25 protein-coding genes are annotated in these 25,128 nt (G+C 70.5%); 17 read left to right on the forward strand and 8 right to left on the reverse strand.

Features of this window, described 5'->3' with window-relative positions; translation table 11 throughout:
• The first annotated feature begins 69 nt into the window (after window positions 1-69).
• The gene (locus AB0M46_RS41145; RefSeq protein ID WP_363345318.1) at window positions 70-1,782 is read left to right on the forward strand and encodes a hypothetical protein; all 1,713 of its coding nucleotides are present in this window, start codon (window positions 70-72) and stop codon (window positions 1,780-1,782) included.
• A gap of 121 nt (window positions 1,783-1,903) precedes the next feature.
• Here the strand turns inward: AB0M46_RS41145 and AB0M46_RS41150 are convergent, their stop codons facing one another.
• A complete protein-coding gene (locus tag AB0M46_RS41150; protein WP_363345319.1) occupies window positions 1,904-2,230 on the reverse strand; it encodes a CPCC family cysteine-rich protein in 327 nt (108 codons plus the stop codon).
• Between the two features lie 270 nt (window positions 2,231-2,500).
• Here AB0M46_RS41150 and AB0M46_RS41155 point away from each other — a divergent pair, with 270 nt between their 5' ends.
• Both AB0M46_RS41155 and AB0M46_RS41160 read left to right on the forward strand, forming a co-directional pair.
• Window positions 2,501-2,863, forward strand: coding sequence for a hypothetical protein (locus AB0M46_RS41155; RefSeq protein WP_363345320.1), 363 nt, complete (start codon window positions 2,501-2,503; stop codon window positions 2,861-2,863).
• 637 nt (window positions 2,864-3,500) lie between these two features.
• Entirely contained in the window at window positions 3,501-5,540 is a 2,040-nt protein-coding gene (locus AB0M46_RS41160) for a Helicase associated domain protein (protein WP_363345321.1), read from the forward strand.
• 99 nt (window positions 5,541-5,639) lie between these two features.
• Here the strand turns inward: AB0M46_RS41160 and AB0M46_RS41165 are convergent, their stop codons facing one another.
• Window positions 5,640-6,503: a hypothetical protein gene (locus AB0M46_RS41165; RefSeq protein ID WP_363345322.1), complete on the reverse strand. Its 864-nt coding sequence runs from the start codon at window positions 6,501-6,503 to the stop codon at window positions 5,640-5,642.
• Window positions 6,504-6,854: 351 nt separating this feature from the next.
• On the opposite strand from AB0M46_RS41165, the gene AB0M46_RS41170 reads away from it, so the two are divergent.
• Window positions 6,855-8,279, forward strand: coding sequence for a competence protein CoiA family protein (locus AB0M46_RS41170; RefSeq protein ID WP_363345323.1), 1,425 nt, complete (start codon window positions 6,855-6,857; stop codon window positions 8,277-8,279).
• 86 nt (window positions 8,280-8,365) lie between these two features.
• Window positions 8,366-9,775 carry a hypothetical protein gene (locus AB0M46_RS41175; RefSeq protein ID WP_363345324.1) on the forward strand — a complete coding sequence of 470 codons (1,410 nt, stop codon included), beginning with the start codon at window positions 8,366-8,368 and terminating at the stop codon, window positions 9,773-9,775.
• Here AB0M46_RS41175 and AB0M46_RS41180 read toward each other — a convergent pair.
• Window positions 9,702-10,328, reverse strand: a complete 627-nt coding sequence (locus AB0M46_RS41180) for a restriction endonuclease (RefSeq protein ID WP_363345325.1) — start codon at window positions 10,326-10,328, stop codon at window positions 9,702-9,704. The genes AB0M46_RS41175 and AB0M46_RS41180 overlap by 74 nt on opposite strands.
• A gap of 343 nt (window positions 10,329-10,671) precedes the next feature.
• On the opposite strand from AB0M46_RS41180, the gene AB0M46_RS41185 reads away from it, so the two are divergent.
• The 3 genes from AB0M46_RS41185 to AB0M46_RS41195 all read left to right on the forward strand — a co-directional run bounded on the left by AB0M46_RS41185 (window position 10,672) and on the right by AB0M46_RS41195 (window position 12,385).
• Window positions 10,672-11,535 carry a hypothetical protein gene (locus tag AB0M46_RS41185; protein WP_363345326.1) on the forward strand — a complete coding sequence of 288 codons (864 nt, stop codon included), beginning with the start codon at window positions 10,672-10,674 and terminating at the stop codon, window positions 11,533-11,535.
• Window positions 11,532-11,705 carry a hypothetical protein gene (locus AB0M46_RS41190; protein ID WP_363345327.1) on the forward strand — a complete coding sequence of 58 codons (174 nt, stop codon included), beginning with the start codon at window positions 11,532-11,534 and terminating at the stop codon, window positions 11,703-11,705. Before AB0M46_RS41185 ends, AB0M46_RS41190 begins: the two co-directional genes overlap by 4 nt.
• A gap of 257 nt (window positions 11,706-11,962) precedes the next feature.
• On the forward strand, window positions 11,963-12,385 hold the full coding sequence (locus AB0M46_RS41195) for a GntR family transcriptional regulator (protein WP_363345328.1): 423 nt from the start codon (window positions 11,963-11,965) through the stop codon (window positions 12,383-12,385).
• Between the two features lie 499 nt (window positions 12,386-12,884).
• Here AB0M46_RS41195 and AB0M46_RS41200 read toward each other — a convergent pair whose 3' ends face one another.
• The 4 genes from AB0M46_RS41200 to AB0M46_RS41215 form a co-directional block, all read right to left on the reverse strand.
• Window positions 12,885-13,115 (reverse strand): hypothetical protein, encoded by a 231-nt coding sequence (locus AB0M46_RS41200; protein WP_363345329.1) that lies wholly within the window; start codon window positions 13,113-13,115, stop codon window positions 12,885-12,887.
• On the reverse strand, window positions 13,112-13,429 hold the full coding sequence (locus tag AB0M46_RS41205; RefSeq protein ID WP_363345330.1) for an STAS domain-containing protein: 318 nt from the start codon (window positions 13,427-13,429) through the stop codon (window positions 13,112-13,114). The genes AB0M46_RS41200 and AB0M46_RS41205 overlap by 4 nt, the downstream gene beginning before the upstream one ends.
• 239 nt (window positions 13,430-13,668) lie before the next feature.
• Window positions 13,669-15,030 (reverse strand): hypothetical protein, encoded by a 1,362-nt coding sequence (locus AB0M46_RS41210; RefSeq protein WP_363345331.1) that lies wholly within the window; start codon window positions 15,028-15,030, stop codon window positions 13,669-13,671.
• Between the two features lie 114 nt (window positions 15,031-15,144).
• Window positions 15,145-15,342 (reverse strand): hypothetical protein, encoded by a 198-nt coding sequence (locus AB0M46_RS41215; protein WP_363345332.1) that lies wholly within the window; start codon window positions 15,340-15,342, stop codon window positions 15,145-15,147.
• A gap of 45 nt (window positions 15,343-15,387) precedes the next feature.
• Here AB0M46_RS41215 and AB0M46_RS41220 point away from each other — a divergent pair, with 45 nt between their 5' ends.
• Window positions 15,388-15,789 carry a hypothetical protein gene (locus AB0M46_RS41220; protein ID WP_363345333.1) on the forward strand — a complete coding sequence of 134 codons (402 nt, stop codon included), beginning with the start codon at window positions 15,388-15,390 and terminating at the stop codon, window positions 15,787-15,789.
• Between the two features lie 302 nt (window positions 15,790-16,091).
• A complete protein-coding gene (locus tag AB0M46_RS41225; RefSeq protein WP_363345334.1) occupies window positions 16,092-16,505 on the forward strand; it encodes a hypothetical protein in 414 nt (137 codons plus the stop codon).
• Here AB0M46_RS41225 and AB0M46_RS41230 read toward each other — a convergent pair.
• Complete coding sequence (locus tag AB0M46_RS41230; protein ID WP_363345335.1) at window positions 16,460-17,020, reverse strand: hypothetical protein; 561 nt, start codon at window positions 17,018-17,020, stop codon at window positions 16,460-16,462. The genes AB0M46_RS41225 and AB0M46_RS41230 overlap by 46 nt on opposite strands.
• A gap of 257 nt (window positions 17,021-17,277) precedes the next feature.
• Between AB0M46_RS41230 and AB0M46_RS41235 the strand changes: the two genes are divergently transcribed.
• The 7 genes from AB0M46_RS41235 to AB0M46_RS41265 form a co-directional block, all read left to right on the forward strand.
• Window positions 17,278-18,006 (forward strand): hypothetical protein, encoded by a 729-nt coding sequence (locus AB0M46_RS41235; RefSeq protein WP_363345336.1) that lies wholly within the window; start codon window positions 17,278-17,280, stop codon window positions 18,004-18,006.
• A gap of 284 nt (window positions 18,007-18,290) precedes the next feature.
• Window positions 18,291-19,094, forward strand: coding sequence for a hypothetical protein (locus tag AB0M46_RS41240; protein ID WP_363345337.1), 804 nt, complete (start codon window positions 18,291-18,293; stop codon window positions 19,092-19,094).
• A gap of 68 nt (window positions 19,095-19,162) precedes the next feature.
• Window positions 19,163-20,293, forward strand: a complete 1,131-nt coding sequence (locus tag AB0M46_RS41245) for a hypothetical protein (protein WP_363345338.1) — start codon at window positions 19,163-19,165, stop codon at window positions 20,291-20,293.
• A complete protein-coding gene (locus AB0M46_RS41250) occupies window positions 20,290-21,780 on the forward strand; it encodes a hypothetical protein (RefSeq protein WP_363345339.1) in 1,491 nt (496 codons plus the stop codon). The genes AB0M46_RS41245 and AB0M46_RS41250 overlap by 4 nt, the downstream gene beginning before the upstream one ends.
• A complete protein-coding gene (locus tag AB0M46_RS41255) occupies window positions 21,777-23,105 on the forward strand; it encodes an AAA family ATPase (RefSeq protein ID WP_363345340.1) in 1,329 nt (442 codons plus the stop codon). Before AB0M46_RS41250 ends, AB0M46_RS41255 begins: the two co-directional genes overlap by 4 nt.
• Window positions 23,106-23,163: 58 nt before the next feature.
• A complete protein-coding gene (locus tag AB0M46_RS41260; RefSeq protein ID WP_363345341.1) occupies window positions 23,164-24,387 on the forward strand; it encodes an exonuclease SbcCD subunit D in 1,224 nt (407 codons plus the stop codon).
• Window positions 24,384-25,128: SMC family ATPase (locus AB0M46_RS41265; RefSeq protein ID WP_363345342.1), on the forward strand; the 745-nt coding region annotated here is incomplete at its 3' end. The genes AB0M46_RS41260 and AB0M46_RS41265, both read left to right, overlap by 4 nt.

The raw sequence follows: 25,128 nt of genomic DNA on the forward strand, positions 1-25,128 counted from the left end.
CGCACGGCGTCACCGGCCGCGCCGCGGCCGGTGCGCCGCGCACCGTCGGTCGCGGGCTATGGTGACCCGATGGCCCTGACCACGACCGGGTCGGCGCGGATCGCGGCGGCGTTCCATCCGCCGGTCGTGCCGCTGCTGACCGAGGCGACCGTGACCGCCGCCGGGCTTGCGGTCGAACCGTTCGCTGCGATGCACCTCGACATGGTTCGCGTCAGCCCGAAGGGCAAATGGCACGCCCCGGGTACCGACACCCATCGGTGCACCCACGTGACCCGGGTGTTCGGCTACCGCCCGCACAACCTGCCCGCGCAGCGGGTCAGCGTGCTGGGCGAACACGACCTGTGCAGTTCCTGCGCACATCAGCTGCACATACCCGGCCCGGCCGGGGCGCTGCACGTCACGGCGGGCCGGATCGTCGCCGCCGCGCAGTGGGTCGCCGAGCTCGAACGTCTGGCTCCCGCGATGGGGTGGCTGGACGTGGCCCGCTGGTCGCGGCAGACCCCGTTCGGCCCGCCCGACCCCCTCCCGGAGCTGCTCGCCGGGCTCAAAGGCGCCCGGGGCTTCGCCGCGCATCGCGCCGCTGCCGTCACGGCCTGGGACCGGCTGCGCCAGCGGGCCGACGCCGCGGTGGCGGTGGCCCGGCAGGCCGCCGGCCCGCCCGGGCTGCGGGTCCTGGCCGCCCGCGCCCGCGACCTGCTGCTGCGCGACCGCACCACCCTCGACGAGGCCCACATCATCGAAGCGATCGCGGGCGGCGCCCGCCGCATGCTCTACGAACCGGAACTGTCCCGCCACGCCCTCGACGCGTGGCTGAAAGCGGTCGCCGCCGACGGTGACCTCACCGCCGGACACTGCGGCATGCTCGCCGCCGTCGAGACCCGCCTCGGCAACGCCGAGGTCCGCGACGTGTCGCTGCTGCCCACCCAGGCGCTGACCCCGGCGACCGGACATGCTTCACCGGCGGCGTGGGCCGCCGCCGAGTACCGGCTCGTGCGCCGCCACGTCGTCGACGCCTGGTGCACCCGGCTGGCCGCCGCCCTGCACGACGGTCACCTGCACAGCGGCGACGGCGATCGACTCCTGCTCGTCGCAGGGTGGCCGATCATCAACGAACCCGACCGTGAGGTCGCCTACCTCACCCAGTACCCGGTCCTGGCCAGCGCCGTGCTCGCCACCCGCTACCGCAACCCGATCCCGCCGGCGCAGACCGTGCCGTGGGCGGTCGTCCTGCGGGTACCGGCGTTCGCCGCCGGCCACGCCGCCGCCCACCGCAGCGACCACCTGCACGCCGAAGCCGGCACCCTCCTGCCCGCCGACACCCCGGTCGACGACCGCGAGGTGCGGGCACTACTGCGCTCCGCCGCCGGGTACCTGCCTGAGGACAACACCGGTGATCCGGCCGGTCCGCTGCCCGCTGTCGCCGCCTGGCGGGCCGGGTCCGGGCCGGCGACCGACCTGCACGACTGGGCCACCGACCACGGCGACTACCACTGGCACCTGCCGCAGCGGTGGCGGTGGATCCCCGCCGAGGACCCCCGCACCAGCGGGCCGGGCTCGGCGCAGCTCCTGCAACAGCTGTGCCAGGCGCTGCACCACTACACCGCCGTCCTCGTCGTCGCCGCGGGCGAACCAGACGCGCTGGACCGGGTCGAACTCGTCGTCTCCCCGGAGGCGGTCGACCCGGACACCGGCGCCCTGACATACCGGCCGTATGACCTGCCCGGCTGCCCCGCCGTCACGGTCCCGTGGCGGCGCATCATCGCCGTACACGACGCCTGGTAACCCAGCCAGCAGCCGCGCCAGCCGCCCGGTCGCCCGGTCGGTGTGGACGTACGGCAGGCCGTGGAGCGGTGCGGCAGACCCGCCTCCGCGGGCGCCGTTCGGGACGGCAGCGCTGGCGGTCCTAAGGTCGTTCGTCGGCGCGGGGGGCGCGGACCAGGTCTTTGTAGCGGGGCGTACTGGCCCCGTAGATGCTGAAGTTGAGCCGAGCGTCGGCGAGGCTCAGGTCGCCGTTGCGGCTTTCCGCAACCAGGTCGTGCACGTCGCTGCGGCCATCATCGGTCCAATAGCAGATCGGGCAGGTGGTGCATCCTGTTCGGAAACCACAACACGCGCACCGGGGCAAGGTTGGCTGACCCACGCCGGCAAGCCTTCCACATGCCCGGCGGCGCTGGGTATAGCGCCGAGGCCGTTCGGTGGCTGTCCGGGTCCATCCCGCGCGCGCCGGCACCCCGCTGCGGCCATCGGGCTGTTCTCTCGCCGGCTGTGCCGCTCACCCGGCGCCGCTCCCGACACGGGGATCAGACGAGTTCCGACCCGGGCCGTCGCCGCGCGGCACGTCGCAGCGGAGCATGCGCAACGCGCCCGCCAGCCGTCATCGGCGAGCAGTCGGTCCGGCATCGCTGTGGCACGGCAGCCGACTTGAGTTCTGCGCGGGCCTGGCCGCTTCATTCGTCGCGACCGACGCATGCTCCGCGCCGGCACGACGGAAGGATCAGCCGTGATCGCTGCCCGACTCGACGAGAACGCTCCACCCGCGGACGACCCGTTCACCGCCCTCATCGCCGAGCTGACCGAGCTCGGCTACACCGCCGGTGACGCCGTCGACGGCATCAGCACCTACGCCGACCCCGAGGGCGGCGGCGTGCTGGCCACGATCGACGTCGACCGCCGGCACGAGGTCCGGCTCAGCCGCCGCAACGACGACGGCGACCCGACCTGGATGATCCGGCTCACCGCCGACGTGCCCGAGCACGTCCAGCGCGTCGTGCTGTACGCGATGCTGCACGCCGATCACACCGACGAGCAGCAGCTCCTGCGCAACATCAGCGGCGCGATCGCCATGGGCACCGACGAGGCCTAGCCACGGCCACCCTAGGGGCGCCCGACGACCCGTCGGGCGCCCCTGCCGTCGCGTTACCGCAACCTGTCACGGCCCCGCCTGAACCGGGAGCCCCGACGCCAATGCGGGCGTCACCAGACGGCGTGCACCGCTCGCACCAGCAAACCCGCGGAGGAATCCCGCCCCCGGCGCCGACCGGTCACCGGACTTGGCGCCGGCCGACAGTCGAGGTTCCATGCAAGCCGATCGATACCGATGCGGCGATCGGCAGGCCAGCGGATGTGGCCGGTACGAGTCGCGACACGTTCGCACGCCGCGACTTCCGGGCGAACCGGACTGGCTTGCGACTCGGCGGTGCCCGCGTCGAACCGGCGGGGTGGCGAAGATGGGAGGAACGGATGGGGCTGGCACCTGACCGGTTGCCGGACGCTGGGGGATGGCAGGAGCCCGCTGTCGAGGCGGCGGCTGCCGCGTTGGCCGGCGGTGGCCGGGGTCAGATCATCGCCGCGTGCGGGACCGGTAAGACGGTCGCCGCCGCGCACGTCGCGATCCGGGTGTGCCCGCCCGGTGGGGTCGCGGTGGTGGCCTGCCCGACGGTCGCGCTGGTCGCGCAGACCTTGCACGTGTGGCACGGCCTCGCCGCTGGCGCCCTCGCGGTGTGCGGCGACGACGGCGTCACCGACCCGGCCGTCATCAGCACCGACCTGCCCGCCGTCACGACACCGACCCCGACGAGATCGCCGCCTGGCTGGCCGGACCCGTACCGGGCCGCCGACTCATCGTCACCACCCACCTGTCGGCCGGGCAGCTCGGACTGGGGTTGCGCGCCGCCGGTGTCATCGCCGACATCCTGGTCGTGGACGAGGCCCACCACACCGCCGGCCGCGACGGCAAACACTGCGCCCTGCTGCACGACGACGCGGCCCTACCAGCCCGGCGCCGGCTGTACCTGACGGCCACCCCACGCCTCGGCGACACCGGCGGCGACGACACGGCGGTGCTGTCCATGGACGACCCGACGGTGTTCGGGCCAGTCCTGGCCCGCTACCCGTTCGCGCAGGCCATCGCCGACCGTTGGCTCGACGACTACCGCATCGCGATCGTCGCGGTCACCCGCACCGAACTCCTGCCGCTGCTGCGCACCCTCACTGGTCCCGGCCGGCCCACCGCGACCGACGCCGGCGGCGGGGACGGGCCGCTGCGCACCGCGATGGTCATCACCGCCCTCGCCCGCGCCGCCACCGAGTTCGACCTGCGCCGCGCCATCGTCTACCACCCCCGCATCGCCACCTCCCGCGCGTTCATCGCCGCCCTGCCCGGCACCCTGGACGCCCTGCCCGCCACCGCCCGCCCGGCGCCGCCGCTGACGTGCCACCACGTCGACGGCCGCCACGACACCGCCTACCGCCGCGCGGTCCTGGCCGACCTGGCAGACCCACCGCAGCATGGGTGGACCGTGGTGTCCAACGCCCGCTGTCTCGGCGAAGGCATCGACGTCCCCGCCGTCGACAGCGTCGTGTTCGCCCACCCCAAGACGTCACCCGTCGACATCGTCCAGGCGGTCGGGCGGGCGCTGCGCCGCAACCGGGCCGGTAGCGGGACCGCGACCATCCTCATCCCGGTCCTCGCCACCGACGCCACCGACGCCACCGTGCAGGCCGACCTGGCCGGCTACGACACCGTCTGGGACGTCGTGCGGGCCTTGCGCGCCCACGACGAGACCCTCGCCGCCGCCCTCGACCAGCAACGCCGGTCCGGACCGGCGGACCGGTGGACCCTGCCGGACAAGATCGTGGTCCGGGTCCCCGACAGCTACGACGTCGAGGAATACCTGCGGCACCTCACCATCCGGCTGATCACCGCCACCACCTCACCCTGGTGGGAGGGGTACGGCGCGGCCACCGCGTTCCACACCGCCAACGGTCACCTCGACGTCCTCGTCGAGCACGTCACCGACACCGGGTACCCACTCGGCCGGTGGCTGCACCACCAGCGCAAAGCCCGCCGCCGCGGCGTGCTCACCGGGGCCCGCATCGCCGCCCTGGACTCCCTGCACATGCAGTGGGACCCCCGCGACGCCCGCTGGCACGTCGGGCTCGCCCACGCCACCGCCCACCGCCGCCGCGAAGGGCACCTGCGGGTGCCGCCGGACCACGTCACCGTCGACGGGTACCCGCTCGGCCAGTGGATCCGTGGGCAACGCAAGCAGTACACCGGCGGGCGGCTCCCGACTGCCCGGGCTGCCGCGCTGGAGGCCCTGGGCATCGAGTGGTCGCCGTATGAGGCGATGTGGCAGCGCGGGATCACCGCCGCCACCGCCTACCACGCCGGGCACGGGCACCTGCAGGTCCCCGACGAGCACACCGAAGCCGACGGCTACCGCCTCGGCCAGTTCATCGTCGCCCAACGCATGCTGCACAAACGCGGCACCCTCACCGCCGACCGCGTCGCCGCCCTCGAAGCCCTCGGCATCATCTGGAACGCCCGCGACCACCGCTTCGCCCTCGGCCTCGCCGCCGCCCGCCGCTACCACCACACCCACGGCCACCTCAACGTCCCCAACAGCCACCAGACCAGCGACGGGTACCGGCTCGGCGCCTGGCTCAAACAACAACGCGCCAAACTCCGCAACGGCACCCTCACCACCGAACGTGGCCACGCCCTGGACACCCTCAGCCCCACCTGGCGCCAGCGGTAACCCGCCGGGCCCACGACGCAGCACACGGCCCCGGCGCCAGCCTAGCGAAAACCCCTGCGGCGTCCCGCGCCGAGTCTGGTGACGACCGGTTTCCGGACGTCAGCAGGTGACGCCGATACGGCCCAGGTCGAGACGGGCAACGACCGAGACGGTCGTGGCGTGGTCCAGCGGTGCGCGCGCCAACACGTAGACCGCGTCGCCGATCCGGGTCGCGCCGCGGACAGGACCGGCGAGGTTGACCGTCGTGGGCGGTGACGCGGCATGGGTGACGGTGTTCAGGACGACGGTCTGCACATACCGGTCGGCGCCGACAACGAGGACCCGCCGCTCGTCCAGGCGGACCAGTCCATGAGGCTGGCCGATCGGCGTGATGATCCACTCGTACCAGCCGGTGTCGATGTCGATGACGGCGCTGTGCCCGGCGCCGAGGACGAAGAACGTGCGGTCCCGCAGCCAGCACGCGGCCTGACAGGCGCCCGCGGGAAGACCGGCCGGCCACCGGCGGGCGTCGCCGAGGCCGGCGCCGGGCTCGACCAGGGCGGCGTGCTCCGTGCTCGGCGACCCGGTGGCACTCCGGCGTTCGATGGGCCGCGTTCGGCCGCGACGGTCCAGCAGCCACGGCACCCCGTCAGGGCCGGGGACGAGCAGCGGAGCGCGGGCGAACCCGCTGGCGGCCACCACGACCTCGTCACCGGCGATGCGCAGGATCCCGCCACCACGGACCATCAGCAGGTCGCCGTCCGCGGTGACCATCGGGTCGCCGACGCAGCCGGTCTGCTCCAACCGGCGCCGTGACCGGCTTCGGCGACGGTTGCCCAGGTCCATCACACCGTCGGTGACGGCGATGAGGAGCCGGTCACCGCCGACGCCGACACGGCTGATGGCCGTGCCGTGCGCCACGACTGTGGCTTCCAAGCCGTCCGGGGCCGCCACCGCCGCCGGGGTGAACCTGCGAGGTGCCACGTCGGAGTGACGGGTCAGCGCTGACAACGAGCCGGCAGGTCTCAGCTGCGATGTTGCACGTCGTTGACAGCGATCTCTTATGTCGTTGTCAGCAGATGTGTCACAGGCATGTCAGCGGATGTGGGTCTTTCGTTAGATTGATTGCGGTCGTAGGCCGATCAGGGGAGATGGCTGGTGGCAGTGGTTGGCGGTGAGCCGAGGTCTCTGCGCGACGCTGCCGTGGGGCGGCTGTTGGGGCTGGCTGAGGCTGGTCCGCTGTCGCGTGGCGCCACCCCACCGGACCACGACGCACACTCTGGACGGCGCGCCCGATGAGCGGCCCGGCCGTCCGCCGCCGGGCTGGCCGCTGACGTGGCGTTCGCGGCGATCCACCCCGAAGCCGGCCGCGTTGACGCGACCCTGCTCGACCTCGGATGCGGACTGAGCTGGACCATGGTGCACAAGGTCCGGCCCAGGATCGCGCTGCGCTGCCCGGACTGCGGGTACGGCGTACACGCCAAGGTGTCTGCGCGTAAGCTGCGCTACTTCGCCCACGACCCCGGCCGCCCGGCCGACTGCGCGTGGCTCAACGAGTCTCTGGAACACCACCTGCTCAAGCTCGAGCTGGCCAGCCGGGTCCGCGACGCCGGCTGGCACGCCGAGCTGGAGGTCCGTGCCGACGACGGCACCTGGCGCGCTGACGTGCTCGCCTCAGCACACGACGGCATCCGGCGCATCGCGTGGGAAGCGCAACTGTCGCCCATCACCGACGACGACATCCGGGACCGCACCGAGCGCTACCGGGGCGAGGGCATCGAGGTGTGCTGGGTCAGCCCGGCGGAGACGGTGGTGCCGTGGATGAGCAAGGTCCCGTCGATCAGGGTGCGCGACCCGCGCGGCGGAGACTCCTGGGCGGTCGTGGACGGCGTTGCCCGGTTCGACTTCCAGAACGGCGTCTGGATCGTCGTCGAGGACCTCGACCTGACCAGGTTCATCCGGTGGGTGCTGCACGAGCAGACCGCTCCCCATCAGGTGCTGCCGCGCTACCGGCGGGTCTGGTTGCCCTCCGAACACGGCTACGGTCGTCGCCAGTTGATCTGGACGACGCAGCGCAGCGTGGGTGAGGAAGCCCGACACGATGCCATGCGCCAACGCCAAGAAGCATGGAGACGCGAGCAGGAAGAGAAGAAGCAACAGGCCGAGCAGCTCCGCAAAGAAGAAGAAGCGCGGCAGCGCGAAGCCCAGCGTTTGGAGGAGGAACGCCAACGCGAGATCAGGGCAGAGGCTGAGCGCGTCCGCCTGGAGGAGCAGAAACGGCAGTGGGCGATCGAAGCCGAACAGGCCAGGCAACGACGCGAAGCAGAGGAACTCCAGCGGCAGGAACAGGCCGCAGCCGCCGAACGCGAACGGCTGCTCAAGGAACAGCAACGGCTGCTCCAGGAACAGCAGGAGCTACAGGCCGCGCAGCGATGGTGGGACGAGTTGTCGCTCAAGCAGATCCAGCAGCTGCAAGAGGCCGTAGCCGAACCGCTGTGGAAGAAGGAAGGGGCGCGGCTCGAGTTCGCCCCTGATGTGCCCACCGCCGACACCGCGTACGGCATCGCAGCTCGCCTACGCCACCGGCTCTACGGCATCCTCCGGCCGAGCCCGGCATCGCTGTACCGGCTACCGTCGACGGTACCTATCTACGTCCGCAACGCCCGCGAGGCCCAGCTGCTCATAGACACCGGCAAGATCGAACCGGTTCGGATCGTCTCCTTCGACTTCCCCGATCACGAACAGATGTTCCTGATCTAGGGTGCTCCACCCGACCAGCGCCGGCGACGTCCCGGCCTGCTCTCGCATCCGGAGCCTTTGTCGGGGGGTCCCGCTATCGTCGATGTGTGGCAAACACCGCTGTGTGGCACGCGAAGTATCGGATCGAACTCGACCTGACCGATCCCCATCTCGGACACCCCGACCGGCCCGGTCTGCTCGGCGAGGTCTACCCCACCCCGGACAGGGGTCTCCTGCAGTGTCCTCAGTGCCGGGACTACGGCGATCCCGACTGCCCGGAGTGGATGCATCTGCGCCGGCGTGACGGGCGGCTTCACGCTGTGCACTACAACACCACGATCAAGGACCACGGTGCGGGCGAGAGCGACGCCCACAAGGCCCTGAAGGAACGCATCGCCACCGCCGGTGAGAACGGCGGCTTGCAAGCGGATGTGGAGAGCCGCGCTGCGGATGGGTCACGCCGGACCGACGTACGGATTACCGGCGGCGTCCGGGACCTGGCGTGCGAGGCCCAGCTCTCCTACGCCAGCCGCCAGAACGTGCAGAAACGTTCGAAGAAGGCATGGGAGCACCAGCTCACCCCGATGTGGGCCACCACGAATCTCGCTGCGCCCTACATCGGTGTCGCACCGTGGGCCGGCCTGCAGCGGATGCACTGGCAGCAGTTCCTGACCAGCGCCGACCTGCCCGTGCTCGGTGGCGCTCGCCGTTTCACCCGGGAACGCTGCACGAAAACCGCGGTATGCGAGGACCGGAAGATAGGGCGCAAGTGCACCGGCTGGAATGTGCACTGGGTCGCTCGAAAGGTCCAGACCTTGGACCACCTGGTCGTCGGTGCCGCGATCGGGGACTGGGTGCCCTGGCAGAGCAACATCGGGAACAAGGCCACCTGGTTTTGGGTGAAAACAGAGGACGCCGCCGAAGCGGACCCTGCCGGTGGACAGGCGGTCCCGAAGACCCCGGACGAGGCGTCCGCGGCCCAGGCCGGGGAAGACCTGCGGGCGCTGGACCGGACCTGCCGGTACGGGCAGGAGCGCGAGTTCCAGGTGAAGCTACCGGTCGATTACAACGAGCGGATCACTGTCATCGCCCAGGCACCGACCACATCCGCCGACGAAAGACCGGCAACGGCGACCGCAGCGCCCGCATACGGTGTGCAGATGATCATTCCCGGCACTCAGACCGTCGACGGCGCGGACGTTGCGGTGGCCACGACCAACATGCAGGCCTTCGTCGACGAGGTTCGGGCCCGAGCCGAGGTCGAAGGCCAGGTTCGTGGCTACACCGCATCGGTCGGCGAGCCAATCCGAAACGAGGCCGCCGACCAGGAGGGTCGGTACGGGTGGGTCCTGCCGGTCAACGGCCGCCATCAGGAGATCCTGATGCCCGGCGTAGATCCGGCGCAGCTCCGCGGCTCGTCCACCAGCGCCCCATGCGTGAAGGTCAACGGCAATTCGTGGTGGTGGAACGATGCTGCCGGTTCCGCGATACCCCTGCCGGAACTCCGTGCCTTCTGAGGCGAGGCCACTCGTTCCGCGACGCCGGTCTCGTGCCTTGACCGGCGATCATGGCTGACATCCTGGCGACACATCCGCTGACACCAGCGTGACGAACCAGCGCCGACAACGAGTTGGCACATCTCACGGGGCGCCGCGGACGTAGCAACGCCGCCAACGGCACGTCTGGCTGGCCGTACACGGCAACGGACCGGTTCGCCGCCGTGACGAGTTCGGATCCGGTGGCGACGCCGCCGATCAGCGCCTCCAGGTGCGGGCGGTCGAACAGGACGACGTCGCGGACCTCCGCGGCGCGCCGGCGTGCGCTGTCGTCGAATCCGGACCGCGAGGCGAGGATACCGATCGTGCCCGGCCGTCGCTGCGTGAGGATGTCGCGTAGCTGCCGCAGCGGCTCGACGGTGATCGGGTCCGTGTACCACTTGGCTTCCATCAGGTACCAGGTGCCGTCCAGGAAGAACGCCACATCGACCTCGCCGTTCGGGCCGCGCCGATCGGCGTCGGCGTCCACGCCGTCGCGGACCAGCGCGTCGGCGAGCAGCGCGTTGAACCGCATCCCACGTACCGACGCGCAGATCCCACCGGCCCGGACCTCCAGGTCGGCGTAGCGCTGGACCAGGCTCGTCGTCGTCGCGGTCGTGCTCTCAGCAGTTACCCGGTGATTATCACGGCCCGGCCTCGCCGATGATGTTTCCACGGCCGGTACTTCTGCCGCGGTGCGCGTGTGTTCCCGTCGCCGCCCCGCGGCAGCTGTGCACCGTACGGTGTGCTGCCGAGACAGGAGTGGCGCTCCGTTCGGGGGAGCGCCGGTCGATGTCATCGACCGTGTCATCGGTCGATGCCTGGTCCGGCCGATCGTGTCCACCGCGACGTGGGCGGCGGCTGGCAGACTGGCGGTCATGAAACGCCAGCGGGCTACCCAATTGGCCGAGCAACTGCTGGGCGCCCTGCATGCCGGGCGGGACGAGTGGCCGTTGTGCATCGTCACCGAGGTCTCGGTGTTCGGCTCCTACGCCCGCGGCGCCACCGAACCACACGACCTGGACATCGAAGTGGAGATCGACAGGACCGACGAGCGGTGGATCCGCCACTTCACCACCTGCCTGTCCTACGGGCCCGACCCGTACCTGATCATCCGCCGGGCTCTGGTCGGCGGTTCCCGCAGCTGCCAGTTCCTGTTCGAGGCCCGCGACCGGGTCGACTTCCCGCTGACCCTGCTGTGGCGTGCCGGTGACACCCTCGAGGTCGCGGTGGACCGGCTGCACGCCATCGAGGTTGACGCCGGCGCCGGCCGGGCCCCACGCGACGCGATGCTGCCCGAGTTCGAGGGCCTGGACCGGTGGATGCCCCGCCCCGCCCGCGAACGCCTCAGTGCGGCCGTCGCGGCGGGCACGATCACCCTGCACCGTTTCGAACTGCCCGGTAGGCCGGTCGCCGATCCGGCCGCCCAGGACCATCTGCACCGGCGGTGGGCGCCGACCAGCCCGCTGTTCCGGGCCGGGCACGCCGTGCTGGCCCACTTCGAGGAACGTGGCATCGACCTGGCCCAGGTGCATCTGCACGGCCGCGACGTCGCCGGTCCCGACACCCCGTACTTCGCCGGGTTCGCCCTGCGCTACTTCCCGCAGATCCCGATCTGCCTGAGCTACCACCATGGTGTGGAGTGGCTCGACGTCATCCACCCCACCCGTGTCCAGCCGCTGATCGCGTTGCAGATCCGGCCAGTCAGACCGGACCTGCTCGCTGACACCATCTGGCCGTGACGTCTCGGCCGAACACCCCGGCCACGGTGAACACCGATCCCGACTGGGCGGGCTGGCGGGTGGGCGGGCGAGCGGGCGCGATGGTCGCCGTGACTGCGACCGCCGCCTCGACCCGTCCACCGGGCGCCGTCCTCGAGGCGGTCCGTTCGGCGGCGTCCTCGACGAGATGACCTGATCCCGACGCACCCGCTGCGCACCGTCGTGCCCGGTCACGGCGGAACTCGCGGATCGACCTACGCGTACAGGGCGACGAGGCCGGCGATCGGCCCGGGCTGCTGCCGGCCGAGCACGGCGGGCGATGCACCAGCGGTGGTGACGGCGACGCTGGCCGCCATCGGCAGCAGGCACCAGTCCGACCGCGAGCGTCGATGCGCAGAGTCGAAGCAGCTAGCTCGACATTATAGCCACATGGCCCTATTGTCGGCACATGGACTTCATTCGTTCTACTCCCATCGGGTTCGTGGCCGCCGCCGGTCTGCTGCGGGAGAAGATCCTCAGCGGCAAGTACGCGCCGGGGACACAGCTGCCGTCGGAGAAGGACCTGTGCCACCTGCTCGGCTGCGGCCTGGACACCCTCCGCGACGCGCTCGCGGTGCTCAGCCGGGAACTGCTCATCGTCAAGCGTCGCGGGTACCGCTCCATGGTGTGCGCACCCCCCGACCGGGCAACGGTCGCGCTGACGCCGGGCGACCGCGTCACGGCGTGGATGCCGACCCTGCTCGAGGCCGCGGCGTTGCGCTGCCGCCCCGAAATGCCCGTGCTCGTGGTGGCCGGTGCGGGCGGCACCACCGAGCGGCACCCCGCCGACCAGGTCGAGCTGGTCGCGCCTCCACCGTCGCCCAGCCTTTGACCCGGCCGATCGCGGCAACGCGGCTGGCAACCGACCCGTCCGCGGACACCAGCCCTCTAGCGCGCACGTGGCTCGCCTGGCATCCTGATTCTCGAGACCGGCATCTTCCCCCGTGGATGCCGGTCTCCAACGTTTCGCCGCGCGACGATGCCGGCCGCCGCGGCGGCACCCCCGTACGGGATCGTCCGCGGCGCAGGCCGCGTTACGTCCTCCGGCCGTCATGCCGTCCGCGGCTGCCGGGCCGACCCTCACCGCGACGATCCGTGCCCGCGTCACCGCCCTCGGCATCATCGACACGTTCCTGATCAACTGTGCCCTGGTGCTCTGCCGGGAGATCCGCATCCACTGCGCCCTGCCCGCAGGGTCGTTCGCGAGCAGCGGCTCGCCGCCCTGGACCGTCTCCACGCCAGCTGGCAGGACAGCCTGCGCGTCCGAACGATCTCGCTGTCCACCGCGCCACGACGAGGAATACGCGACCCTCCGCCCGGACGGACGGACGTCAGGACGATGGTGGCAGCAGGCGGTCTCGAACGAGCGCACTGCGTGCACCGCGTTCGGCGCCATGACCGCCCAGCTGCACACCGTGCACCATGTACCAGACCTCGCCATCGACGGTGACTGGGTCCTCAACATCGACGCGTTCCACGCGCAGCACGAGCCGACCCGCGCCGTACCGGTAGTCGGCGTCGGCCAGATGCAGGACCGTTCCGGGCCGCTGTTCGACCGTCACCGCGGGCGCGCGCCGCTGCGACTGAACCGGTCGTGCAGGCCAAGCACCTCGAGGATGCGGCGGACCGGCCGGCCGGCGTCGAGCAGCACGAGCGTGCCGCCGAAGCCGCGCCGCACATCGTCGAGCACCCGCAATCCGGCCAACGAGAAGTGGGTGACCCCGGCGACGTCGACCTCGATCGAGGCCGGATGTCCCGTCGTCGCGTGCTCCAGCGCGGCGCGCAAGGCCGGGGCCGTGGACACGTCGACGTCACCAGCAACCGCCACACGCGGCACGCCACCCGTGGCCTGCGCAGGAATCGTCATCACCGTCATTGGAGCCAACCTGGCGGGCACGACCTTCACGGTACGGCCGCGTCGACCCCTGCAGCAGCGGGTGGACAGACCGGCGCGCGTGACGGACAGACACGCCGCCGTCACCGGTTCGGCCACCGCTCGCTGGCCGCCCGGTCGGCCAGCAGGGGAAAAGCCTGCAGTGTCGATACTTCAGGGCACCACCTGTCCATCGTGGGCGGTGCCGGCGATCCGCGCGGTGCGCGTGCGGCCGACAACACCTACGGCGAGAATGCGGAGACGTCGTCGTCCCGGTCGTCGTACGGCCACGGCTCGTACTGGGGTTCGGGTGCCTTGATCGCGACGATGACCTCGTTGGTCTGGGCCCGTTGCGCCGCGAGCGTGATGACGTGTTCGCTGGCGGATCTGGTGGTTCCGGCGAAGCCGCGCTTGACGAGCTCGACGAAGACGTCGCGGGTCAGGTAGCGGGTGTTGGCGTAGGTCACCTCGAACCCACCGCGGGCGCCGGTCCGTAGCGACTCATCAGCAATCGCGAGTCGCAGGTAGTCGGCGGGGACGTACATGCCTTTGAGGACGAACCGGTCCCGGGCGGTGAAGTCGGTGGTCTTGACGAACTTGAACCAGAACGGGCTCGAGGTGAGCCGCCAGTCCCGCGAGTCGGCGGGGACGTGCTGGCCGAGGTCCATCCGATGCAGTTGCGCGGCCAGTTCGTCGCGGTTGGTGTAGGCCCACCGGTCACCGTCGTGGTCGCGGCCGGTGCGGACGCTGAGCCGCTTGTACTGCACCATGGTGAAGGTGTTGGCGGTCTCGTCCCAGTACACCAGGTCGACACCGAGGGTGTGCTCCAGCGCCTTGCGGTTGACGTTCATGACGGTCAGCGCGAACCGGCCGCTGGTGAACCGGGTGATACTGCCGGACAGTTCGGCCAACCGACTGCGCGGGTCGAACCGTCGCAGGTCCACCGCGAGCAGGTCGTCCTCGTTGTCGGTGACGAACAGCGGATTGAAGGTTCCGCCGAACGGCGCCTCCGGGTCCAGGGCGGCGCCGGGGGTGTACAGCAGGTCCGGCGGCGGGTCGACGCCGGACATGTCGATCGCCAGCGACACCGCGTCGCGTTCCTCCCGCAGCCGGGCGCCCTGCCCGCCACCGACCGGTGTGTCCGCGGCGCTCAGCGCGGCGAGCCACTGCGCCGCTGGTGGCGACAGCTGCCGCAGCGCGGCGATCATGGCATCGCCGACCTTCGGCGACAGCCGCGCCGGGCGCAGCGGCCCCGGGACGCGGGGCTGCTGCTCCAGCCGTCGCCGTTGCGGCTCGGGCATTACCTCATGCAGCCGCGCGACCGCCACCGGCGGCTGCAACCGCAGCAGCGGAGTGACCAGTGTTCGGTCCTTGCCGGTGGCGACTTGCTGCGATCCGCTCGCCATCCCGAGCAGCGCGACGGCGAACCCGCCGACGTCACCAGGCAGGGCCCGGACGCCGAGCAGCAGGGACCCGGGTTTCGGGCGCATCGCGCGGTAGAACACGTCGGTGACCCGCTCCGTGCTCCGGGCGGAGCCTCGACGCTCGTCACCGTTGAGGAGCTCGTCGTCGATCAACCACAGCACCACATCGCGTCCCGGCACCAGACCAGCGTGCCAAGGCAGGCCCGACAGCGGAATGGGCCCCTGCCAATCAACACCGCCAGGTCCCGGAAGCCGTGCGTCGTCACCAAGCCGCGAGCACAGCCATACACGGCATCAACGTCCCGAGCCGACTTCCACGCGTCGGATGACGGCGATGCACAGCCGGTCGGCACGTGACTTGACCACGCCCGCCGGCGATGGGTCGATCGATGCATGCACCAACCCGTTGCCGCGGCACCACCGACGCGCGCCCCAGATCATCCGCCGACGACGCTGGCCGACCTCCAGCGCTTCCTCAGCGACCTCGACCACCGGACATCCGTAGCGGGCCGGACGTCGAGCGCCTACCGGGTCGCTGTGGCATCGTTCGCGCGCATGCTCGAATGGGCCGACACGCTCGACATCGACACGCTCGACCTCAACACGGCGACCTGCCAGTACCGGGCCGCCACCGTCGGCGAATACACCACGCACACCCGCAACACCTATGTCGCGAACGCACGCCGAGCGATCACCGTGTTCCTCGACTGGGTCGACAGCGGGTTCGACTGGCAGGCGGTCAATGTCGGGCGGGCGGCCGAACGCACGCCAACCATCGCCGAGGAGTGGTACCGCTTCCCGCTCCGCACCGACATCGTCATCACGCTGCGCCTGCCCACGGACCTCACCACGGCCGAGGCGGCCCGCCTCACCGCGTTCATCACCGCGCTGCCGACGCACCACGACGACGCGGGCGAGCCGACGCCGTCGAACGGGTGAAGCCGAAGCCCGCGTCCCCGGCAAGGAAGCAGCCGAGGCGCAACGGGCGGGCTCGATAGCGAAGACCGGTGCCCACGGGGGAAGGCGCCGGTCTTCGTTCCTTCAGCGTAGCCGTCGGCGCGGTGACCACCCAGCGGCTGCTGGGGCATGTGCGAGCAGCCGGACGGCTGGCCGGTCGTCCTCCGTGCAGCCTGACCGCAGCACCGGCCCCCGGCTGGGTTCGTCAGAACCAACGTGATTGGCCGGTAGGTGACGCTCCGAAACGATGCCGTCGTCGAACTTGTGTTCGATACGGTGGTCGGGTGGTGGGTATCCCGCAGCTGCGTGAGGCCGGCTGGTTGATCACTGGGGACGACCGTGACCCGGTCCGGCACCTGTTCATCCGGCTGGAAGAGACGATGGACGGCTCCGGCGTGTGGACGCTCGAGCTTGCGGACTGCCGGCGGCGCGCCAGCGACGGTGGGCACGTGATGCACCGCTACAGCTGTGAAGCGAACGCGCGGACCGCCACCGTGGCGATCTACGCCCTCAGCCGACACCTGGCGCCGCTGCCGATCTGGGACCCGGATCGACGCGAGCAGGCCCGCTGGCGGGTCAAGGTCTACAGTCCCGAACCGATCGGAGTCCGACGAGAACGACCGGTCACCAGCTGCGGCGAACTTGCCGCAACTCAGATCAGCTCCTCGTCGAAGCCTTCCAACTCCAGCGCCCGCTGAGTCGCCGCCCGCGCGATGCCGCCGAGGCGGGCGTACTCGGCGTTGTACGCCGTCTGCCAGGTCGTATCGGCCCGCACCACCCGGTAGAGCACCTGCCCGCCGCCGATCTCGAACGGCAGGTCGCCGCTGCTGACCTCCTCGGGCGTGATCCGCTGCATCAGGGTGCCGCCGGGCAGCCCGGTCATCCGGCTCACCTGGTCCAGCGTCGAGTCGAACCACCAGCCAGCCTGCGCGGCGTACAGGACCAGGTGACCGGCGCCGTTCCACCGGGCCGGGTCGAAGTGCGGCCCGCGCACCGCCCGGCCGCCGTCTGCGAGCGGTACCACGTCGCGGACGGCGTCGCCGAGCACACAGGTGCCGGCCGGGCCCTGCGCGGCGACCGCCACCGCGAGCGGCTCCGCCCGGACCTCGACCAGCCGAGCGACGCGGTCCAGCAGCGCCACGCCCTCGATGCAGCCGGCCCGGCCCTCGTTGAGCTGGTTAACCAGCCGAGCGGCACGGCCGAGCACGCTCACCCGGTCATCCACGCTGAGCGAGCGGATGCCCGGTCGCTTGCCGTTTCCCCGTGCTCTTGCCACGGCTCGTCCCTTCCTGGCCCCCGTGTGTGCCTGATCGCACCGTCTGTGCACCGTACGCTGCCTGGCGCCCGCCGCGGCTCTCGGCCAGCCGGCCCGGATCGCCGTGATCCGTTCCGGCGGCCGGCATGCCCTCGTAGCGCCCTGGGACGTTGAAGGTGGTGCCACACTGGGGAACCGCCAATCTGGAGGACCGCATGGCCCGACGAGGGAAGTTCGCCAGGCTCGTCGACGACTTCGTCGCCACCGTCGACGCCCTCGGCGGCAGCGTCGACCCGGCCGTGGTGGCCGAGGAACTGCAGCAGCGGATCGACGCCATCGCCGCCCAACTGCGGATCACTCCGCAGACTGTGCTGCGCAGCTACATCGACGAGGAGTGGGGCCGGGCCACCGCGACGGCGATGATGGCCGAGGTGCAGCAACGGGCTGCGCCCACTGGGCCGCCGGAGCATCTCGCGGTGCGGGTCGCCGCCCGGCTGCTCGCCGCGCTCGGCCAGGCGGTGATCTACGCCGCGATCAACGGCGACCAGCAGCGGCCACAGCCCGTGCTGGACCTGCGCCGTGCCGGCGAGGCCGTGTCGGGTCTCGGGCTGGCCATCCGCGACGCCCCGCCCGACACCCCCCTTCGTCACGGTCGGCGCCGACGTCGCCGCTTGGTCTCGCGCGACCTTGGAAGTCCTGCGCGACCAGCTCCAGGACGGCGCGTGGACGTTCTGCCCCTGCGGCGAACACCACGGCCAAGACGACACCGACGCCGGTGTCCTCGCCGCCGTGCGTGCCGACCTGCTGCACCTGCCCGCCACCGCAACGTCGCCCTCGGGTCGGGAAAGCTGAACGGCGGCGCCAGGATCTGGCGACGGAGCCCGCTCGGACGGTCGGTGCTGCTATCAGTCGTCGGGTTCGAGGAGCCCGAACTCGGACGCTAGGTACCGCAGCGTTTGCTCGACGAGGTCGTCGACCTCCGCGACGGTGAGGTCCAACGGCGTGGTCACCGTCGCCGACATCCACTGCCCGATCTGCTCGGGTGGGCTGCCTAGTCGGCGAGATCAAGTAGGTCGAGCAGCCGGACGACCCGCCCGCCCGGCGGTGACGCCCAGGGCTGTTCGGTGCCAGGTCCATTTCGACGCGACCGAAGGTCATCGGCGCAATTGCTTCACCACTGAGTTTGGAACTCTTTGGAAGACCTTGGAACTTGTGATACGGTCCCATCATGCCTGAAACCATGGACGAGCTCGAGGAGCGGATCTCGCTGCTTCGCGGTCACATCCGCCAGGCACTCGCCGCCGGTGATCGTGCCGCCGTTCCGCGTCTGCGCGCGGAGCTGCGGACGGCGGAGCTGAGCTGGGACTCGGCGTTGCTGGAATCCGACGACTCAGTGCCAGCGCCGTCTCCGTCGGGGACGCTGCCGGCGGGCATGTCGTTGTTCCCCGTTCGCGAGCAGGTCCATCAGGTCCTCACGGTGCTGGGGGTCGCTGCGGCGCCGCGGCTGATCGTCGCGACGCACGAGGCATTGTTCGCCGGCGGACTGATCGCTACCAAACTGGCCAGTCTCCGCCGCGACGAGGAGCGATCGTTCCGCGCGGCGCCGTACTCCCGACCGTATTACGTTTGTGCCGCCTTGGCGGCGGACCAGCTCGTGGCGGTGCGTGGCCTCTTGGCGATATCCACGTGGCCGCTGGATCGCCGCATCATGGGTCCGCTGTCGCCCAGGGTCGACTTCCTGACCGCCGCGATACGGCTAGTCCGCCACCTGCAGACAACAGGGGAGCTTGGGCCGCAGTCGATCCGGCTCCTGTGGCCGTTCACCAACAACATCCCAGGCGCCAGCGGTCCCGCTGAGGAGTTCGAGCCGTCGCGGCTCATCGCTGCGGCGCAAGCGGAGCTGAGGATCCACGAAGAGTCCGACCGGCAGCAACGCGAGGCAGCGGCTGAGCGTGCGCGGCGACTCTCTGACGCGGAACAACTGTTCGGGGGCGAACAGCTTAAGGCAGTTCGGTCCGTCACGAAAAGGTAGCGCTCCTACTTCCTCCATCCGGCGGCCCGGTTCCCGCGAAGATCCGGACCCGTCCTTCAAAGGATGACATGTCTGTCGTCGATGAACGTTTGAATGCTCTGCGGGGTGCGGCGCCGCGAAAGCCGCACAACGCCCGCACACTCGCCGCGCTCGCGGCAAACCCTGGCTGCCGCCGACGCACGCTGCTCGATGCCGCCGGTATCGACAAAGGGCAGATCGCGGAAGGGCTGGGCGTGCGCATCTCCATCGGCCAGATGTCGAGCATCGCCATCGCCCGGGGCAAGGGTTTCGAGGCGAAGGTGAAGGCGGACGGATGCGCTGAGCTGCTGCGCTTGTTGCGCGAACATATCGGGCTGCCGGTCCCTGAGGTCCACTATCACGACCTCAACCCGGCCGACGCCGACGACAGGATCACGTCGCGGCTGCGGCGTTCCCAGCGCGCCTTGCAGGCGTCGGCGGAGTCGAATGAGCCGACCGGAACGTTGTTCGACCATCCGATCCTGCAGCTCACGGTGAACGGAGTGCAGGTCCGGATCGAACCGGATCTGATCGCGTTCAAACTCGGCAACCAGTTCTTCATCGTGGAGATCAAGTCCTTCGCCATCCTGGACGGCACCGCGGACTCCGGCAAGGTGGCGGCTGCCGCGCAACAGTCCGCGGTGTACGTGCTCGCGATGCGGGAGATGCTGCAGACGGCCGGGCTGGACCCTGCCATGGTGTCGGACCAGGTCGTGCTCGTGTGCCCGAAGGACTTCAGCAATCACCCGGTCGCGGAACTGCTCGACGTCCGCAAGCAGTTGGCAACGCTGAAGCGGCAGCTGGACCGGATGGAAAGCGTGGAGAGCTTGCTGCGGCTCCTGCCGCCGGACCTCTCCTTCGACCCGCGGTTGGACGCCGCCGGCCGGCCGACGCGCGATCCCCAGGAGCTCGCGGCGGCGATCTTCCAGGTCACCGCCCGGTATTCGCCGGAGTGCCTGGGCGCCTGCGAACTGGGTGGGGTGTGCCGGGCGGAGGTGAGCGGCATGGTGCCGGTGCTGGGCCGGGTGGTGCGCGAAGACCTGGGCGGCATCGACTCGATCAAGGAGGCGGTCGAACTGGCCACCGGCCTGCGGGAGCCGGACGCCGGCCAGCAGCAGGCAGCTGACCTGCTTCGAAGGGCCTACGGCATGCGCGAGGCGGCGCTGGGGGCTGTCCGGTGACCGTGCTGACCTCCCTGGCCAAGGCGCTGGCGGCCTACTCGATGACGCCGCAGCAGCTGACCGTGTACAGGCACCTCCACATCTCGTCGAAGCCGATCGTCATCGTGCCGCTCACGTTGGCCGGGGAGACCAACGCACCGCTCGCCGCGATGGTCGGCCCCGACCGTGCCCGGCCGACCCTGATCGTGACCCGGCAGCCACGCGACCGCGCGGAGCGAATCGAGTTCGCCGGCAGGCTCGCCAGCGAGCTGCTGTTTCCCATCGAGACGGCCGCGCAGCAGACCCAGGCCACCGGTGCGGGGCCGAATGCGCGGGTGAGGGTCGTCGACGCCCCGCAGCTCTGGGTTCCGAACCCGGCAGGGATCGAGTTTGTCCGCACGCTGGGCCGGATGACGAGGCTGCGTTTCATCGAGGGTCCGTGGGCGGTGCCGAAGAAGGTACGCGACCTCGGCATCTGGCTGACCTGGTTCGCCGAGCAGGCCGAGTTCGCCGACACCGGCGCGCTGATCGCGGCGACCCAGGCGATAGCTGCCGTCTGGGCGACCGGCCAAAGCGATCTCGAAGACGGCAATCTCGCCGCCCAGATGGCCTGGCTCGCCCCGCCCGAAGGGATGGACGTCGCCGCGGCGGTCAGCCGAGCGGAGAACCCGCAACTGTGCCCACCGGCCGGTCCGTCCACCGATCCGACCTTCGACCGGCTCTTCCTGGAACCTGCGTTGCGGGACCTGGCCACCGCACGAACCCCGGCAGCACACAACGCCGTTCACCGTCGGCTGACCGCGATGGTGGAAGAGCAGATGCGCCCGACCTGGGAGCTGGTCTGGACGGCGATCGACCTGCTGCGCGATGTGCCCGAGGCGCCGCGGGTGCCGAAACGGTGGGAGCAGCAACGTGACCGGTTCACCTCGTTCCACCGGTACGTCGCGGACGGTGGCAGACCGCAGGCCAAACGTGACAGCGCGGGCCGCAGCGCCCATCGACTCGCCGAGCTGGAACAGCGGATGGCCGCGTTCGAGGCGCAACGCGCCTACGACGACCCGCTCGTGATCGCCGATCATCGGCTCACCGGTGAGGCGTTCGCCGGCCACGTCGTCGACGTCGACGCGGCTCGCCGCGTGCCCGGGCTGCGCCGCAACGTGCTGCGTCCGATGGTCACGGTGGCGACCGGCGACCAGATTCATCTCGACGTTGGTCAGCACATGTACGACCCGGCCCGCAACGGCCAGCAGGCGGTCATCGAGTCCGTCATCGAGACCGAAGACGGCTGGCGTATCGAACTTGAGCTGCAGAACCAGATGGGCAGCGGCCTCACCGCAAAGCCCGGCTCGGTGCCCGCGCTCGGTGAGGACGTCACCTACACGAGCGTCACCGAGACATTCGTCCGGCGCCGGCCGTGGCCGACGCGGGACGAGACCCCCTGGACACACGGTGGCCCGCCACCGGACTCCACGCCCGTGGTCGAGGACGCAGCGGAGGACTGGTCATGACCTCGCCGCACGACCGCGCGGAAATCAAGACCGCAGAGATCCTCACCGCGTTCACCAACGGCGGTCACCGGGGCGTCGTCGTCGACTCTCCGCCCGGAGCAGGCAAGTCGACCCTGGTGGGCCGCATCGCGGCCGAGATCGCCACGGCCGGCGACCCCGTGGTAGTCGTCGCCCAGACCAACGCCCAGGTCGACGACCTCGTCGTCAAGATCGCTACCCGGTTGCCCGGCCTGCTCGTCGGACGGCTGTCCCGCGACGGTTACCTGCCGCCGCCGACCGTGCTCCTGCCCAACGTCCAGATCGCATCCCGCGTCGATGACCTGCCGGACTGCCGGGTCGTGGTCGGCACCGCCGCCAAATGGGCGCAGGTGCAGACCGCCCGAAAATGGCCCTGGGCCATCGTCGACGAGGCATATCAGATGCGCTCGGACATGCTGCTGCTGATCGTGCCGCTGTTCCAACAGATGCTGTTCGTCGGTGACCCCGGACAGCTCGATCCGTTCTCCCCCATCGACGGGGAACGGTGGGCCGGTCTGCCCTGGGACCCGATGCAGAGCGCGGTGGCGGTGCTGCTGCGCAACAACCCCGACATCGTCCCGCACGAACTCCCGGTGACCTGGCGGCTGCCGACCAGTGCCACACGTCTGGTCCAGACGGCCTTCTACCCATTTTCGGAGTTCGCTTCCGGCACCCACGACGGCGAACGCGCGACCCATGTGCCAACCGTCGGGATCCGACGCACGGCAGTCGACGAAGTGATCGACCTCGCCGCAGGCAGCGGATGGGGTTTCCTCGAGCTACCGCACCGCAACACCTTGCGGACCGACGCCGAGACGGTCGCCGCGACCGCAGACGTCGCCGTCCGGCTCCTGCAACGCGGCACCGAAACGAGCTGCGAGCAAGCCCCCGGCGGCCGGCGACTCACCGCCGCGCGGATCGCCGTTGGCGCCGCGCACCGCGACCAGGTCGCCGCCATCACCCGAGCATTGCGCGCCCGCGGCGAGATAGCGGACGGGATCCGTGTGGACACCGCGAACCGGCTGCAAGGCGCCGAATTCGACGTCACCGTGATTCTGCACCCGCTGTCCGGCCGGATCGACGCCACGCCGTTCCATCTCACGCCCGGCCGACTGTGCGTGCTGACCTCCCGGCACCGTCACGCCTGCATCGTGGTCGGCCGCCGCGGCATCCCCGAGCTCCTGGACGCCCACCCCGGCACCGAACCCGTGCACCTCAAAGACTTCATCAAGTTCCCCGACGGGTGGGAGGCCAACCAGGCCGTCCTCGCCCACCTGTCCAACCACCGCGTCAGCGCCCTGCACTGACCGCCCTCGGATTCCTCAGGCTGCGCCGCGACGTAGCCGGATGAAAGGCGACCTCGCCATGCTCTTTCTCCACACCTCCGACTGGCACGCCGGCCGGACCACCTACAACGAGCCCCGGATGTCCGACCTCGCCGACGCCATGGCCGAAATCATCGACATCGCCAAGCAACACCGGCCCGACGGCATCCTGCACTCCGGGGACCTCATCGACCACTCCCGCGTCAGCCACACCGACATCGAACGCGTCGTCGGCTGGCTCGCCGAACTGGCGGCGATCGCCCCCACGATCGTCGTCGCGGGCAACCACGACAACATCTCCCTGCACCGCTACCTCGACAAACTCGGCCGCCTTCACCAACTGCACTTCGTCAGCCAGCCGCGCGGCGCGAACGGCGACTATCTGATCGTGCCGGGCCGTGACGGCACCCGCGCCCGCATCGGGGTCCTGCCGTTCATCTACCCCCAACGCATGATCACCGCCGCCGGCACCCAGTCGTCGTCGAGCACCTACCGTGAACAGCTCGCCGATCTGCAAGCCCGCATCGCCGCCGGCCTGGCGGACGGGCTGGACCCACAGTCCGAGGTCACCCTGTTCACCGCCCACATGCACGTCACCGGCGCCGGACTCGCCGGCAGCGAGCGGGCCCGCCACACCACCGACGAGTTCGCCATCGACCCCGACGCCATCCCCGCCGTCGACTACGCCGCCTTCGGTCACATCCACCAGCCGCAGCCGCTGCCCGGCCGGGTCGTCGGACGCTACGCAGGCTCACCGATCCCGCTGGACTTCGGCGAAGCCGGACAACAAAAGAGCGTGACCCTCGTGACCGTGGAACCCGGCAGGCCGGCCGTGTGCGAGGAGGTCCCGCTGCGCGGCGGCCGAGCACTGATCAAGTTCGATGGGACCTGGGACGAGCTGCAGAAGCGGGCCGGCACCATCGGTGACGCGCTGTGCCTGGTCACAGTACACACCCCAGTGTTCGAACCCGCCCTCGCGCAACACGTTCACACCCTGCTCGCAAAGGCCCGGGTGCTGGACGTACAGCAGCGCGTCGCCGGCGCCCAGCCCCGTAACGACGTCATCGAGCCCGGGCAGATCCCGGTGCAGCGCAGCCTGCTCGAATCGTTCGAGCAGTACGTGCACGAGCACGGCGCAGGCACCGCGCCGATCGACACGGTCACCAGCATGATGGCCGAGTTCCTTGCCGCAGCGCAGGACGAGCGCGACCCGCACTTCCCGGCCGAGGCACAGCTCAGCACTCCGGTCGGGGGTGCAGCATGAAGCCGCTGCAGCTCACCTTCTCGGGGTTTCGCTCCTACGTCGGCCAGCAGTACATCGACTTCCGTGGCCACGACCTCGTCGGGATCATCGGCGACACCGGCGCGGGCAAGTCAACCATCCTGATGGCGGTCAACTTCGCGCTCTATGGCACCCCAACCTGGGACGCACCGTCCCCGAAGGTGTTGATCGCCGACGGCGGCGACGGCACCCTGACCGCGACCCTGGAATTTGAGGCCCGTGGGCGCCCATGGCGGGTGACCCGGCAACTGTCGCGGAAAACGACCGGAACGTTCCACAAGCTCGAATCGCTCGACGGCGGCGAGGTCGTGCACGGCAGGTCCGTCACCCAACGCGTCGTAGACCTCGTCGGCATGGACAACAAGACTTTCCTCCGCTCGGTGCTTCTGCCCCAAGGAAAGTTCGAGCAACTGCTGCACGCCAGCGACGGTGAACGCGCGAAGATCCTCAAAGGCCTGCTTGGTCTCGACATCCTCGACACGATCGCGGTCCGTGCCCGCCAACACCGCGACGCACTCACCCCCGCCATCGCCGAGCTGCGCGCCCGTAGGGCGGCACTCGGAGACCCCCGAACGACCGCCCGCATTGCCGCTGAGGAGGCGGAAACGACCAGCGTGCAACTCGGGCAGCTCAGACCCGGATCCGCGGGTAGCGGAGGCGTGAGCCAAATATCGCTGATAGCCGATGTGTTGTTGTGGTGTTGGGCGGGTGGGGCATGCCGGT

Source organism: Dactylosporangium sp. NPDC051485 (assembly GCF_040682015.1).
Taxonomy (GTDB): domain Bacteria; phylum Actinomycetota; class Actinomycetes; order Mycobacteriales; family Micromonosporaceae; genus Dactylosporangium.